Source organism: Geodermatophilus sp. URMC 65 (assembly GCF_053502545.1).
This window is the reverse complement of the sequence record NZ_CP199954.1, coordinates 132,458-146,497: the sequence shown is the minus strand read 5'-3', so window position 1 is coordinate 146,497 and position 14,040 is coordinate 132,458. Positions and strand designations below refer to the sequence as shown.

The window sequence follows — 14,040 nt, the reverse complement described above, 5'->3', positions numbered from 1 at the left end:
TGAGGCGGGTGACGGTCCCGGGCGAGCGGCCCTACGACGTGGTCATCGGGCCCGGCGCCCAGCACGAGCTGGGCCTGGTGCTCGACGGCACCCCCCGCGCCGTCGTCGTCCACGCGCCGCCGCTGGCCGGGCTGGCCGGCGGGCTGGTGGAGACGCTGCAGACCGCCGGGGTGGCCGCGGAGGCCGTCGTCGTCCCCGACGGGGAGGCGGCCAAGACCGCCGCGGTCGCCGCGGGGGTGTGGGAGGAGCTCGGCCGGCTGGGGCTGACCCGGTCCGACGCCGTCGTCGGCGTGGGCGGGGGTGCGGTCACCGACCTCGCCGGGTTCGTGGCCGCGACCTGGACCCGCGGCGTGCGCGTCGTCCAGGTGCCCACCAGCGTGCTCGGCATGGTGGACGCCGCGCTCGGCGGCAAGACCGGCATCAACACCGGCGCGGGCAAGAACCTGGTCGGCGCGTTCCACCCGCCGGTGGCGGTGCTCGCCGACACCGACGTCCTCGCGGAACTGCCCGAGGCGGAGTTCCGCGCGGGGATGGCCGAGGTGGTCAAGTGCGGCTTCATCGCCGACCCCGCCGTCCTCGACCTGCTCGAGGCCGACCCGACCGGCCGCCGCGACACCGAGGAGCTCATCGAGCGCGCGGTGCGGGTCAAGGCCGACGCGGTGGGGGAGGACCTCTACGACACCGGCGTGCGCGAGTTCCTCAACTACGGGCACACGCTGGCCCACGCCATCGAGCGGGTGGAGGACTTCGGCTGGCGGCACGGCGAGGCGGTCGCCGTCGGGCTGGTCTTCGCCGCCGAGCTGGCCGGCCAGGCGGGGCTGCTGACCCGCGCCGAGGTCGACCGGCACGCCCGGCTGGTCGCCGCGATGGGGCTGCCCATCCGCTACACCGGGGACTGGGAGCGCATCCAGGCGGTGATGCGGGTGGACAAGAAGGCCCGCGGCGCCTCGCTGCGGTTCGTCGTCCTGGAGGGCATCGGCAACCCGCGCATTCTCGCCGACCCCGACCAGGCCTGGCTCGACGCCGCGTGGGCGGCCGTCAGTGGAGGAGTGCTCACGTGACCGAGCTCGCGAGGTCACGCAGGGACGGAGCACGTTTCGGCACGGCGGCGACGAGCGCCAGCGAGGAGACGACGTGACGATCCAGGTGCTCAACGGCGCCAACATCGGCCGTCTCGGCACGCGCGAGCCGGAGAAGTACGGGACGACGACCTACGCGGAGCTGGTCGAGCTGATCACGGCCACGGGCGACGAGCTGGGCCTGGAGGTGCAGGTCCGGCAGACCGAGGACGAGGGCGAGCTGCTGCGCTGGGTGCACGCCGCGGCCGACGCCGGCGACCCGGTGGTGCTCAACCCGGGCGGCTGGTCGCACACCTCGGTGGTGCTGCGGGACGCGCTGGCGATGCTGACCGCCCCGCTGGTCGAGGTGCACATCAGCAACATCCACAAGCGCGAGGAGTTCCGGCACCACTCCTACGTCTCGGGCGTGGCCGACGGGGTGATCGCCGGACTGGGCGTGCAGGGCTACGCGCTGGCGCTGCGGTGGCTGGCCGCGCAGGGGGTCGCGTGAGGCGACAGGGAGTGGGCATCGCAGCGAGCTCGCGGAGCCGACAGGGAGTGAGCATCGCAGCGAGCTCTGCGAGCGAGGAGCGGAGCGACCGCAGAGCCGAACGGGGGACGTGGTGAGGTACGCGGAGCGCCGGGAACGGCTGCGGGCGACGGCGGCCGACCGCGGGCTGGACGCCGTCCTGGTGACCGAGCTGCTCAACGTGCGGTACCTGACCGGCTTCACCGGCTCCAACGGCGCGCTGCTGCTGCGCGCCGACGGCGCCGACGTCTTCGGCACCGACGGCCGCTACACCACCCAGGCGGGCACCCAGGTGCCCGACCTCGAGCTGCTGGTCGACCGCGCCACCGTCCCCGCCCTGGCACGTGAGGCGGTGCGCCGGGGCGCCGGCACCGTCGGTTTCGAGAGCCACCACGTCACGGTCGACGGGCGGCGCACCCTCGAGTCGGTGCTCGCCGACGCCGCCGCCGGCGGCACGGTGCCGGAGCTGACCAGCGTGCGGCGCGCCGTGGAGGCGCTGCGCGCGGTCAAGGACGACGACGAGGTGGACGTGCTGCGCCGGGCCTGCGCGGTCGCCGACGCGGCGCTGGCCGAGCTGGCCGCCGAGGGCGCCCTGCGGCCCGGGCGCACCGAGCGGCAGGTCGGCCGCGAGCTCGACGCCCGCATGCTGTCGATGGGCGCCGAGGCCCCGTCCTTCGAGACGATCGTGGCCACCGGCGCGAACTCCGCCATCCCGCACCACCGGCCCGACAGCACCGAGCTGCGGCCGGGCGACTTCCTCAAGCTGGACTTCGGCGCGACCGTCGACGGGTACCACTCCGACATGACCCGCACGCTGGTGCTCGGGGAGGCGGCCGACTGGCAGCGCGAGGTCTATGAGCTCGTCGCGGCCGCCCAGGCGGCGGGCCGGGCCGCGCTGGCCGTGGGCGCCGACGTGGTCGCCGTCGACTCCGCCGCCCGCGACGTCATCGCCGCCGCCGGCCACGCCGAGCACTTCACCCACGGCCTGGGCCACGGGGTGGGGCTGGAGATCCACGAGGCGCCGGGCATCGGGCAGCTCGGCGCGGGTAGGCTGGCCGCCGGCATGGCCGTCACCGTGGAGCCGGGGGTCTACCTGCCCGGCCACGGCGGTGTCCGGATCGAGGACACGCTGATCGTCACGGACGACGAGCCCGAGTTGTTGACCCTCACGAGCAAGGAACTGCTGGTCCTCTAGATGGCTACCACCAACGACCTCAAGAACGGCATGGTCCTCAACCTCGACGGCCAGCTCTGGGCCGTCACCGAGTTCCAGCACGTCAAGCCGGGCAAGGGCGGGGCGTTCGTCCGCACCACGCTGAAGAACGTGCTCTCGGGCAAGGTCGTCGACCGGACCTTCAACGCCGGCACCAAGGTCGACACCGCCACCGTCGACAAGCGGAACATGACGTACCTGTACAAGGACGGCACCGACTTCGTCTTCATGGACGGCGAGACCTACGACCAGATCCACGTCCCTGCCGAGACCGTCGGCGGTGGCGCGGACTACCTGCTGGAGAACACCGAGGTCGTCGTCGCCGTCCACGAGGACACCCCGCTCTACGTCGAGCTGCCGGTGACCCTGGAGCTGGTCGTGCAGCACACCGATCCGGGCCTGCAGGGCGACCGCTCCACCGGCGGCACCAAGCCGGCCACGCTGGAGACCGGCGCGCAGATCCAGGTCCCGCTGTTCGTCAACACCGGCGACAGGCTCAAGGTCGACACCCGCGACGGCCGGTACCTCGGCCGCGCCAACTGACGCTGTTCTCATGGCTGCCCGCAGCAAGGCGCGCAAGCGCGCCGTCGACGTCCTCTACGAGGCCGACGTCCGAGGCAGCGACCCGCTGGAGCTGCTCCGCGAGCGGGTGGCGCTCGCCTCGCCGCCCATCCCCGACCACGCCGTCCGGCTGGTCGAAGGGGTGGCCGAGCACGCAGACCGCATCGACGAGCTGATCGACCGGCACACGCACGGCTGGTCGATCGACCGGCTGCCCGACGTCGACCGCGCGATCCTGCGCATGGCGGTCTTCGAGCTGCTGTGGGTCGACGACGTCCCCGACCCGGTCGTCATCGACGAGGCCGTCGAGCTGGCCCGGTCGCTGTCGACCGACGACTCGCCTTCCTACGTCAACGGCGTCCTGGGCGCGATCCTCGACGCCGAGGTCCCTACCAGCTGAGCCGCCGGGGCACGACCACCCGGCCCACCCGGCCGCCGTGCGGTCGCCCCCGTCGCCTCAGCGGCGGGTGACAGTGAGCACGACGACGGTGTCGTCCGTGACGCTGATGCAGTCGAGCTCGAGGTCGTCAGCGGAGACGGTCTGTCCCTGGACGCAGGAGACCTCCGCGTCGGCCACCCGGAGCGTTGCCCGATCGTCCTCGATGCTCACGAGGACGATCGTCGTGTCGAACACCTCTGCCTCGGAGTCGTGGCCCGCAAGCGCAACCCAGCACGAGCCGTTCGTGCAGGTCACCGTGCTGACCTCGCCGAGCTCACTGCAGCCACCCGGTTGGCCGGGTTGGCCGGGTTGGCCGGGTTGGCCGGGTTGGCCGGGTTGGCCGGGTTGGCCGGGTTGGCCGGGTTGGCCGGGTTGGCCGGGTTGGCCGGGTTGCCCGGGTTGGCCGGGTTGCCCGGGTTGCCCGGGTTGGCAGTCATCCGGTTGACCGGAGGGGCTGGAGGCTCCCGGAGCGCCGGACGCGGCGGCCACGTCCCCAGAACCGCTCACAGCGGCGGCGTCGGGGGGATTGGCGAGCTGCCAGTACGCCGCCGCGGTCACGAGTAGCAACCCCAGCGCCAGGACGCCGACGACAGACCCTGTAATGCGTGTCATGGCACTCGAGGGGAGCACAGTCGACAGCCATGGGCAAGGGGCGCCCGCCATGGCCGTCCATGGAGCCGAACGGGTGCGCGGCACGGCGGCAGGCCGGACTCCGTGGGTCCGGAGTGCCGCCGGAGCTGACACCGTGAAACGCGACCCTCGGTTCTCGCCGCGTCGAGGGGTGTCTCAATTGGTCAGAGGGCAGGACGCCGAGGACCTGTCGGTGACCGTCTGTCGTCCCCAGGCTACCGTTCCTCGACGCGGGTTACGTGGTGCTCTGGCGCCTTGCGTGTACGGAGGCGGTTGCCTCCGTACACGGTGGGCCCGTGATCCGTGGCCCGCACTGGCAGAGATACGTGGAAACCACGATTGTGACCGGGGCCGCTCATCCCGAACTATATGCGCCGTCGGGTTCGGGTCTTCGGCCGGCTCGACGAGCACCTCCCTCAACCGACATCTCAACCCACAGGAGAGAGCCATGTTCGAGGACCAGGAAGTCGAGCTGCTGCCGGCCCGTACCGTGATGAGCACCGTCTCCTTCAGGCGGCGGCGCCGCGGCAACGTCAACGTGGCCGTCGGCGGTGACGGCGGTAACGGCGGTGCCGGCGGTGACGGCGGCAACAACAACGTCAACATCGGTGGCGGCGGCGCCGGCAACGGCGGCGACGGCGGTAACGGCGGCAACGGCGGCAACGCCACGGCAGGCTGATCAGGCCCGCCGCTGCGGGCGGTGTCGCCCGCGGGTGAATGTCCGGTGGAGGGGCGGTCGGTCGCGGCCGCCCCTCCACGCACGCCGCCCCTCGGCCTGGAGGTCGCATTGTTGCTGGAGGACCCGGTGGAGGCGCCGCCGCTGGCCGGCGCGCGCCGGGTGCACCGGCTGGTGCAGGGCACCGAGTTCCTCGGTGAGTACCAGGGCGGCGGCTTCCGGGAGCCGAAGTTCCTGATCCGTCGCTCCGAGGGCTGCCGTTCCTCGACGTGGGCTACGTGGTGCTCTGGCGCCTTGCGTGTACGGAGGCGGTTGCCTCCGTACACGGTGGGCCCGTGATCCGTGGCCCGCACTGGCAGAGATACGTGGAAGCCACGATTGTGACCGGGGCCGCTCATCCCGAACTATATGCGCCGTCGGGTTCGGGTCTTCGGCCGGCTCGACGAGCACCTCCCTCAACCGACATCTCAACCCACAGGAGAGAGCCATGTTCGAGGACCAGGAAGTCGAGCTGCTGCCGGCCCGTACCGTGATGAGCACCGTCTCCTTCAGGCGGCGGCGCCGCGGCAACGTCAACGTGGCCGTCGGCGGTGACGGCGGTAACGGCGGTGCCGGCGGTGCCGGCGGTGACAACAACTTCAACATCGGTGCCGGCGGCGCCGGCAACGGCGGCGACGGCGGTAACGGCGGCAACGGCGGCAGCGCCACGGCAGGCTGATCAGGCCCGCCGCTGCGGGCGGTGTCGCCCGCGGGTGAATGTCCGGTGGAGGGGCGGTCGGTCGCGGCCGCCCCTCCACGCACGCCGCCCCTCGGCCTGGAGGTCGCATTGTTGCTGGAGGACCCGGTGGAGGCGCCGCCGCTGGCCGGCGCGCGCCGGGTGCACCGGCTGGTGCAGGGCACCGAGTTCCTCGGTGAGTACCAGGGCGGCGGCTTCCGGGAGCCGAAGTTCCTGATCCGCCGCTCCGACGGGCAGGTGCTGCAGCTGCCCGATCTGCTCTACCGGGTGGCCGGCGCGCTGGACGGCCGCCGCGATGACGCCGCGCTGGCCGCGGACCTGGCCGCCGAGCTGGGCCGGGAGCTGACCGCGGAGCAGTTCTGCTTCCTGGTGGAGGAGAAGCTGCGCCCGGTGGGCATCGTGGTCGGCGATGCCGCCGACCCGGGCGCGGGCGTGCCGGCCGCGCCGGTCCGGTCCGATCCGCTGCTGGCGCTGCGCTATCGGGTGGGGGTCGTGCCCGAGCGGATGGTGTGGCGGCTGGCCGGGCCGTTCCGCTTCCTGTTCCGCCGGCCGGCGTGGCTGGCGGCGCTGGCCGCGCTGCTGGCCGTGGATGTGGCGATCGTGGCCGCCGGGGACCTGCTGGACACCTCCCTGCGCGGGGTGGAGCAGCTGGTCCGCCATCCCGAGCTGTTCCTCGTGCTGTTCGTCTTGACCCTGCTGTCGGTGGTGTTCCACGAGATCGGGCACGTGACCGGCTGCCGCTTCGGCGGGGCCCGCCCCGGCGACATGGGCGTGGGGGTGTACCTGGTCTGGCCGGCCTTCTACAGCACGGTCACCGACGCCTACCGGCTGGACCGGGTCGGCCGGCTGCGGACGGACCTGGGCGGGGTGTACTTCAACGCGGTGTTCCTGGTCGCCACCGGGCTGCTCTACCTGCAGACCGGCCAGCCCTGGCTGCTGCTGGCCCTCATCGGGCTGCACACCGAGACCGCCTGGCAGTTTCTGCCCTCGATCCGGCTCGACGGCTACTACATCCTCGGCGACCTGGTCGGCGTGCCGGATCTGTTCGGCTACATCCTCCCGGCCCTCAAGAGCCTTCTGCCCGGGCGGCCGGTCCATCCCCGGATCCGGGACCTGCGCCCCGGGCCGCGCCGGCTGATCATCGGCTGGGTCGCCGTCACCGTTCCCCTGATCCTGGGCTACCTGGCCGCGTTCCTGATCATCCTGCCGCACGCGGTGCCGGTGGTGGTCCGCGAGCTGCGCACCTACCTGCAGCTGCTGGAACAGCACGTCCGGGCCGGCCACGTCGTGGAGACCACCGTCGGCGTGCTGCAGGGGTTCTTCCTGCTCGTGCCGTGGATCGGCTCGGCGATGGCCACCTGGATGCTGCTCCAGTGGATCGCGAGCTGGAGCCCCCGCCGCCGGGAACGCCGGTGGGGACCCGGCCGGGTGCCCTCCGGCACGTGGGGCCGGGTTCGTCGCGGCGCAGCGCTGGCCGGTGTCGGAGCCCTGGCCGCCCTGGTGGTGGCGCGGGTCTGGCAGGTCGGGACGTCGCTGCCCGCGTCCCCCGGAGAGCTCGGGCTGACCGACGAGTCCTTATCCGGGGTGGCCGGCGCCCCAGGGGCCGCGGATCTGCTCCGAGCCCATGTGGCCGTGCTCGGCTGGTTGACCGGCGCCGATGGGGGCGACCCCGGCACCCTGGACGGGAGCCGGCTGCTGGCCGTGGTCTGCACGGCCGTGCTGGTCACCTGCCTTCTGCTCTTCGCCGCGAGACGGCGGGTCCGGCTCGCGGTGGTGACGTTGCCGCTGCTGGCCGCGCTGGTCATGGGGCCGGCGGTCGGCGCGCTCGCCGGCGTGAACGGTGCCGTGGTGGGTGCGGCCTGGGCCGCCGCGGGCCTGCTCGCCCTGACCCCGACCCCGCGCCGCGCCAAGCACCGGCCCCCCAGAGGAGCCAAGCACCGCCGCCGCAGACGACCAGCGGGGACGGCTCCGGGCGCGGCCGCGGTCGCCGTCGGGATCCTGCTCTGCCCCCTCGTCGCCGTGCCGCTGGCCGCCGGTCTGGCCGTCGTGCTCGCCCGCGGCACGCTGGGGGCCGACCGGCGGGCAGGTCCGCGCTGGGCCGCCGCGGTCCTCCTCACCGCCGCGGCGGTGCTGGCCGCGCTCCAGGCGGACCCGCTGGGTGGCCAGCTGGTCACGGGGCCCGACCGCACCGTGCTCCTGCTGGCCGCCGGGCTGGTCACCGTCGCCGGATGCGCGTTCCGCCGGCTCCGCCCCTGGGCGGCCGCGGCGGCCCTCGCGCTCCTCATGGGGGCACTGCCCTGGCCCGGCGCCGGCGCGGCGCTGCCGCTCGTGGTGGTGACGGCCGTGCCGCTCGCGATGCTGATGACCGACGCGCTGATCGGGAGGCCGGTCGCCGACCGCCCGCACCCGATGGTCAGGGCTGCCCTCGCCGTGCCGATCGGCATCCTGGTCATCGTCGGCGCACTGTTCACCCCCTGAGCGCCCCGTCTCGCGCCTGCCGCGCTCGCCCTGCCCACCACCTCTCCGTCGAGGGCCGCCGCGTCCTGCCGGCCGTGCCGACACACGATCGTGCGGCCACCTCGTCCCCCCGTGGCACGCCCGCGGACCACCGCGCCCCATCCGACGAGCGACCAAGGTACCGTCCGCGGTTCTCGCCGGACGGGTGCCGCTCGGACGCAGCCCGACGTGGCTCCGTGTCAGGGACTGACGGGTCGCTCCCTGTCACGACGAGCACCCCACCTCAACCGACAGGAGAGACCCATGTTCGAGGAGTTCGAGGGCCAGGACGTCGAGCTGCTGCCGGCCCGCACCGTGATGAGCACCATCTCCCTCAAGCCCAAGAAGCCCAAGGGGGAGAACAGCCACAGCGGCGGCGGCAGCGGTAACGCCAACGGCCCCGGCAACGACATCGCCGGCAACGGCGGCAACGCCACCGGTGGCGACGGCGGCAGCGGTGGCGCCGGCGGCGACGGCGGCAGCACCGTGGTCGGCGACGCCAACGGTGGTCGTGGCGGCGACGGCGGCGACGGCGGCGACGCCACGGGCGGTAAGGGCGGTAACGCCAACGGCCCCGGCAACGACATCGCCGGCAACGGCGGCAACGCCACCGGTGGCGACGGCGGCAGCGGTGGCGCCGGCGGCGACGGCGGCAGCACCGTGGTCGGCGACGCCAACGGTGGTCGTGGCGGCGACGGCGGCGACGGCGGCGACGCCACGGGCGGTAAGGGCGGTAACGCCAACGGCCCCGGCAACGACATCGCCGGCAACGGCGGCAACGCCACCGGTGGCGACGGCGGCAGCGGTGGTGCCGGCGGCGACGGCGGCAGCACCGTGGTCGGCGACGCCAACGGTGGTCGTGGCGGCGACGGCGGCGACGGCGGCGACGCCACGGGCGGTAAGGGCGGTAACGCCAACGGCCCCGGCAACGACATCGCCGGCCCCGGCGGCAACGCCAACGGCCCCGGCGACGACATCGCCGGCCCCGGCGGCAACGCCAACGGCCCCGGCGACGACACCGACGGCGGCAACGTCTAGCGACCCCGCCGTTGCGGGTGTAGCCCGCGGGTGACCGTCGGTGGAGGGGCGGCCGGTCGCGGCCGCCCCTCCACGCACGCCGCCGCCCATCCTGGAGGTCGCATTGTTGCTGCAGGACCCGGTGGAGGCGCCGCCGCTGGCCGGCGCGCGCCGGGTGCACCGGCTGGTGCAGGGCACCGAGTTCCTCGGCGAGTACCAGGGCGGCGGCTTCCGGGAGCCGAAGTTCCTGATCCGCCGCTCCGACGGGCAGGTGCTGCAGCTGCCCGATCTGCTCTACCGGGTGGCCGGCGCGCTGGACGGCCGCCGCGATGACGCCGCGCTGGCCGCGGACCTGGCCGCCGAGCTGGGCCGGGAGCTGACCGCGGAGCAGTTCTGCCTCCTGGTGGAGGAGAAGCTGCGCCCGGTGGGCATCGTGGTCGGCGATGCCGCCGACCCGGGCGCGGGCGCGCCGGCCGCGCCGGTCCGATCCGCTGCTGGCGCTGCGCTATCGGGTGGGGGTCGTGCCCGAGCGCCCCGGCGCACTCCCCAGCCGATCGTGCGCAAGATCGTGCACCTGCGCTGGAAGCAGCGGCTCGGACCGGTAGCGATCGCGGCCCGCGTCGGTCGGGCGCCCTCGACGGTGTACCGCGTCCTCGTCGCCTGCCGGATCGACCGGCTTTGGCACGTCGACCGGGCCACCGGGGAACCGATCCGCCGCATCGAGTCGACCCGCCCCGGCGAGTGGGTCCATGTCGACGTCAAGAAGCTGGGCAACATCCGCCGATGGCGGAGGCTGGCGGCTCCACGGCCGCGCACAGGGCAGGCGCAACAGCCAGGCGCACCGCGACCCGGCCCGCCCGCGCACGATCGGCGGCCGGCCCAACCTCGGCTACTGCTACGTCCACTCGGCCATCGACGGCGACAGCAGGCTGGCCTATTCCCAAGCCCTCGACGACGAGACCACCGCCACCGCGTTGGCGTTCTGGACCCGGGCACGGGCGTTCTTCGCCGCCCACGGCATCGCCATTGAACGGGTGCTCACCGACAACGGCAGCGCCTATCGCTCCGCCGCCTGGCGCGCGGAACACCAGCGGTTGGGCATCAAGCACTCGCGCACCCGCGTCCGTCGTCCGCAGACCAACGGCAAGGTCGAGCGGCTCAACCGCACCCTCCTTGAGCAGTGGGCCTACAAGCGGCTCCACACCTCCGAGAAGGCCCGTCGGGCGGCCCTGTCAGGCTGGCTGCACCACTACAACCACCACCGGCCCCACACCGCCCTGGGCAACCTCCCGCCCATCAGTCGCTGCACCAACGTCTCCAAGCAGTACACCTAGGCGCCGACGGCTCCCGGCCGGCCAGGAGGTTGATGAGGCGCCCGCGCCGGGACTGCGGACCGGTGGAGGTCGGTCGCCCGGCGCCTCAGCGCCGGGCCGGGCACTGGGACCGGTGACGGGAGGGGGTCCTTCCCGTTCTCGTTGGCACCTGCCCAGCCCCAGAACCCGTGACGGGTGGACGAGCCAAGGCCACTCTATGTCATGACAGGCCGCGAAGTCGGCCATTGCTGCCCATATCAGTCCGTAACCATGTGTATAGACCGTCGGTCACTGGTGGCTGGACCTAAGGTCCGGCAAGGGCCCTGCACGACCGGGCCCGGGGGGGAAGCGGCTGTGTCCACTAATCACCTGGGGTCCGAGTACGAGGGCCCGCTGTCCGCTCGCACCGCGACCGGGACGGGGAAGTCGCCGGCATGTCAGCGCCGGCATCCCCAGCCTCGTTCGTGTAAGCGCTCCGTCCGGGTGAACTGATGGACGCGGCCCATTGGCCGCTCGTCGGCCGCGAAGCGGCGTGCGCAGCGATCACGACCGCGCTGGCCGGGAGCCGCGTGCGGAGCGTCGTCATCGCGGGGCCGACGGGGGTCGGGCGAACCAGGCTGGCTCGGGAGGCACTGGCCGTGGCGGAGCGCGAGCGGCGGCCGACCCGGTGGGCGGCCGCGGCGGGGCCCGGTGCCGTGGTGCCGCTCGGTGCCCTCGCTCATCTGATCCCGGCGGTCGACGGGGCATCCGATCCGTTCGCCCTGCTCCAGCGCGCCGCTTCCGCCATCGTCGGCGGCGAGTCGAGGCGACCGCCGGTGCTCGTCGTCGACGACGTCCACCTGCTCGACAAGCTGTCGATGACCCTCCTCTACCAGCTCGCCGCCAGTGGCGCGGTGTCCTTGGTCCTGACCGTGCGTTCGAACTGTCCCACACCGGATCCCGTGGCGCCGCTGTGGAAGGACGGGTTGGCGGTTCGGATCGACGTCCCGCCGCTCGGGCGGGCCGACATGGAGCTGCTCGTCACCCAGGCGCTCGGCGGGGAGGTGCAGTCCCGGACCGCGGAACGCCTCTGGCAACTGACCCAAGGGAACCCGCTCTTCCTGCGCGAGGTACTGGAGGACGGACACACATCCGGCCGGCTGCAGCAGATCCACGGCTTCTGGCGGTGGGAAGGTCCCATGCAACCGTCGCAACGGCTGAGTGACATCGTCCTGAGCCACATCGGGGACCTCGACGCTTCGGAGTGGCACGCCCTGGAGGTCCTGGCGACCAGCGAGCCGCTCAGCGTCCACCAGCTGGCCGAGCTGAGCAGCCCGCAGGCCATCACCTCGCTGGAACGCCGAGGGGTGATCACGGACCACGCCGCGGGCGGACCCGACGAGCTGCACGCCGCCCACCCCATGTACACCGCGGTGGTCCGTGCCCGGGCGTCCGAGGCGACGTTGCGGATGGTCCGCCGCCAGCTGTTCTACGAGGACGACGATCCCGGCAGCCGTCCAGAGCACCTCGTGAAGCGGTGTGTCGCTCTGCTGAACAGCGGCCAGCCGGTGCGCAAGCCCGGTTTGCTCATCGATGCCGCGCGGCGTGCCATGGCCGACCTGGACGTCGCCGCCGCCGAACGGCTGGCGCGGGCAGCGCTCGACGCAGGGGACGGCATCGAGGCTCATCTGCTCCTCGTCGAGGTCGCTCGATGGCTCGGCGAGCCTGAGCACAGTCTCGCCCTGGCGGTCGACGGAGCAGGGCTGGCCGCCACTGAGATGGACCGTGCACGGCTCACCAGCGCCCGGGTGCTGACGCTCTTCTGCGCGCTGGGCCGGGCCGACGACGCCGCGGCCGCGCTGCGCGGCGCCGTCGAGACCGTCCGCGGGGACGGAGCCCGCGGCATCCTGGCTGCGACGGAGAGCATGCTCAGCGTCCTCAGCGGGGATCCGCGGGCGGTGGACCGCACCACGGAGACGTTGTCGGCGGTCCCGGCTAGGAGCCCGGCCCGATCGCTCGCGGCTGCGGCGGCATCCCTGAGCCTGGCCCACGCGGGACGGACGAGGCAGGCACTGTCGGTCGCGCAGGAAGGGTGGCGGGCGCTGGAGTCCGGGCCCGACGTGAGCGAGTCGCTCCTTGCCCGGTTCGTGCTCGCCCATGCCGAGGTCGGGGCGCTGCAGATGGCGGCGCAGATGCAGGAGATGAACCGGCGGACGGAGGAACTGCTCCGCAGGACCCTGGCCGTCCCGGAGTGGGCGGGCGACGCCGTCGCCACCCTGCACTGCGGGCTCGCAGCCTTGGCGAGCGGTCAGTGGCGCCAGGCCGTCCGTCGGCTCGAGGAGGCGCACTCGGGTCTGCAGCGACAGGACCCGATGGGCATGCGCGGCCTGTGCTGCTCGGTCCTGGCCATGGCCAGGGCGCTGGTCGGCGACCTCGGACGGGCCCGTGAACTCATCGCCGAACGGGAGAGCAGCACGCGCGGCCTGCTGCCGGCCTTCGAGCCGTTCTCCGGGCTCGCCGAGGCCTGCCTCGCCGGCGTGGAGGGCCGGACCGCGGACGCCGGCGAACTCTTCCTCGACACCGCGGCCCACGCCGCTGCGCTGGGACTGCCGATGGTGCAGGCGCTCGTGTTGCACCGCGCCGTGCAGTTCGGCCGGGCCGCCGAGGTGGCCGAACTCCTGCAGGACCTGGCCGTTCGCCTCGACTCACCTCTGGTGGAGGATCTCGCCGCGCACGCCCAGGCGATGGCGGCCGGGGACGGGGACGGCCTCGAGAAGGCCAGCTGGCGATTGCAGGATGCAGGGGCGTTGATGTATGCGGCCGACTCCGCCGCTGCGGCGGCCGCGGTGCACGAGCGTCGCGGGGATCGGGGGGCGGCAGTCGAGTGGGCAACGAGGGCGGCGGCCCTGGCCCGGGAATGCGGGATGACCCAGCCGCCGACCCTGGGCGCCCCATCGCTGCCCACGCTCACGTCGCGGGAGGAGGAGGTGGCCGGTCTGGCCAGCCGCGGCCTGAGCAATCAGGAGATTGCCGGCATGCTGGTGCTGTCGGTGCGCACCGTCGAGACCCACCTCTCGCACGTCTACGCCAAGCTCGGCATCACCAGTCGTGCTGAGCTGGCCGCTCTCCTGCCGGGTCCGGAGCCCGATCCACGCAGGCCTCGCCGCGCCGGGACGGGCAGGACGTAGCCGCCGCCCGTGGGGGGCGTCGGCCCGTCAGGTGATCCGGGGGAGGAGCGGGCCGCACCCGGCGTCCCTGGCCAGCGCTCTGGTACGGCGGCGGATCAGGACCCGACCGGGACGACGTGGGAGAGGAACCTATCCGGCACCGGCGAGCCGGGCGGAGGTCGCCGGACACGAACGCCTCGTGCAGGAGACCGACCGGGCGGCCGGC

At 73.5% G+C, this 14,040-nt stretch carries 13 protein-coding genes and 1 pseudogene; 12 read left to right on the top strand and 2 right to left on the bottom strand.

From position 1 onward, the window contains the following. The first annotated feature begins 8 nt into the window (after positions 1-8). The 5 genes from aroB to nusB all read left to right on the top strand — a co-directional run bounded on the left by aroB (position 9) and on the right by nusB (position 3,761). A complete protein-coding gene (gene aroB / locus ACWIX7_RS00675) occupies positions 9-1,061 on the top strand; it encodes a 3-dehydroquinate synthase (RefSeq protein WP_448619704.1) in 1,053 nt (350 codons plus the stop codon). A gap of 73 nt (positions 1,062-1,134) precedes the next feature. Next, the gene (gene aroQ / locus ACWIX7_RS00670) at positions 1,135-1,569 is read left to right on the top strand and encodes a type II 3-dehydroquinate dehydratase (RefSeq protein ID WP_448619703.1); all 435 of its coding nucleotides are present in this window, start codon (positions 1,135-1,137) and stop codon (positions 1,567-1,569) included. A gap of 112 nt (positions 1,570-1,681) precedes the next feature. Further along, positions 1,682-2,782, top strand: coding sequence for a M24 family metallopeptidase (locus ACWIX7_RS00665; protein WP_448619702.1), 1,101 nt, complete (start codon positions 1,682-1,684; stop codon positions 2,780-2,782). Beyond that, the gene (gene efp / locus ACWIX7_RS00660; protein ID WP_448619701.1) at positions 2,783-3,343 is read left to right on the top strand and encodes an elongation factor P; all 561 of its coding nucleotides are present in this window, start codon (positions 2,783-2,785) and stop codon (positions 3,341-3,343) included. It begins immediately after the preceding gene. 10 nt (positions 3,344-3,353) lie between these two features. Beyond that, positions 3,354-3,761 carry a transcription antitermination factor NusB gene (nusB, locus tag ACWIX7_RS00655; RefSeq protein WP_448619700.1) on the top strand — a complete coding sequence of 136 codons (408 nt, stop codon included), beginning with the start codon at positions 3,354-3,356 and terminating at the stop codon, positions 3,759-3,761. 57 nt (positions 3,762-3,818) lie between these two features. Here the strand turns inward: nusB and ACWIX7_RS00650 are convergent, their stop codons facing one another. Together ACWIX7_RS00650 and ACWIX7_RS00645 are read right to left on the bottom strand one after the other, a co-directional pair. After that, positions 3,819-3,971, bottom strand: a complete 153-nt coding sequence (locus ACWIX7_RS00650) for a hypothetical protein (protein WP_448619699.1) — start codon at positions 3,969-3,971, stop codon at positions 3,819-3,821. An 80-nt stretch (positions 3,972-4,051) separates the two neighbouring features. Next, complete coding sequence (locus ACWIX7_RS00645) at positions 4,052-4,237, bottom strand: hypothetical protein (protein WP_448619698.1); 186 nt, start codon at positions 4,235-4,237, stop codon at positions 4,052-4,054. A gap of 641 nt (positions 4,238-4,878) precedes the next feature. Here ACWIX7_RS00645 and ACWIX7_RS00640 point away from each other — a divergent pair. The 7 genes and pseudogenes from ACWIX7_RS00640 (at position 4,879) to ACWIX7_RS00610 (ending at position 13,835) form a co-directional block, all read left to right on the top strand. Beyond that, positions 4,879-5,109 carry a hypothetical protein gene (locus tag ACWIX7_RS00640; protein ID WP_448619697.1) on the top strand — a complete coding sequence of 77 codons (231 nt, stop codon included), beginning with the start codon at positions 4,879-4,881 and terminating at the stop codon, positions 5,107-5,109. A 45-nt stretch (positions 5,110-5,154) separates the two neighbouring features. Next, positions 5,155-5,445 carry a hypothetical protein gene (locus ACWIX7_RS00635; protein WP_448619696.1) on the top strand — a complete coding sequence of 97 codons (291 nt, stop codon included), beginning with the start codon at positions 5,155-5,157 and terminating at the stop codon, positions 5,443-5,445. Between the two features lie 148 nt (positions 5,446-5,593). Beyond that, entirely contained in the window at positions 5,594-5,824 is a 231-nt protein-coding gene (locus tag ACWIX7_RS00630) for a hypothetical protein (protein ID WP_448619695.1), read from the top strand. 111 nt (positions 5,825-5,935) lie between these two features. Continuing rightward, positions 5,936-8,320, top strand: a complete 2,385-nt coding sequence (locus ACWIX7_RS00625) for a hypothetical protein (protein WP_448619694.1) — start codon at positions 5,936-5,938, stop codon at positions 8,318-8,320. Positions 8,321-8,602: 282 nt separating this feature from the next. Next, entirely contained in the window at positions 8,603-9,376 is a 774-nt protein-coding gene (locus ACWIX7_RS00620) for a hypothetical protein (RefSeq protein WP_448619693.1), read from the top strand. Positions 9,377-10,031: 655 nt separating this feature from the next. Beyond that, a pseudogene (locus ACWIX7_RS00615) lies at positions 10,032-10,689 on the top strand (integrase core domain-containing protein); the annotation flags it as partial. 470 nt (positions 10,690-11,159) lie between these two features. Next, positions 11,160-13,835, top strand: coding sequence for a LuxR C-terminal-related transcriptional regulator (locus ACWIX7_RS00610; RefSeq protein WP_448619692.1), 2,676 nt, complete (start codon positions 11,160-11,162; stop codon positions 13,833-13,835). Positions 13,836-14,040 lie beyond the last annotated feature (205 nt).

Excerpts from the sequence above, each read along its gene's own strand:
- nusB (WP_448619700.1), top strand. The coding sequence starts at position 3,354 with ATGGCTGCCCGCAGCAAGGCGCGCAAGCGCGCCGTCGACGTCCTCTAC.
- ACWIX7_RS00610 (WP_448619692.1), top strand. The coding sequence starts at position 11,160 with ATGGACGCGGCCCATTGGCCGCTCGTCGGCCGCGAAGCGGCGTGCGCA.
- ACWIX7_RS00630 (WP_448619695.1), top strand. The coding sequence starts at position 5,594 with ATGTTCGAGGACCAGGAAGTCGAGCTGCTGCCGGCCCGTACCGTGATG.
- ACWIX7_RS00645 (WP_448619698.1), bottom strand. The coding sequence starts at position 4,237 with ATGACTGCCAACCCGGGCAACCCGGGCAACCCGGCCAACCCGGGCAAC.
- ACWIX7_RS00620 (WP_448619693.1), top strand. The coding sequence starts at position 8,603 with ATGTTCGAGGAGTTCGAGGGCCAGGACGTCGAGCTGCTGCCGGCCCGC.
- efp (WP_448619701.1), top strand. The coding sequence starts at position 2,783 with ATGGCTACCACCAACGACCTCAAGAACGGCATGGTCCTCAACCTCGAC.
- ACWIX7_RS00640 (WP_448619697.1), top strand. The coding sequence starts at position 4,879 with ATGTTCGAGGACCAGGAAGTCGAGCTGCTGCCGGCCCGTACCGTGATG.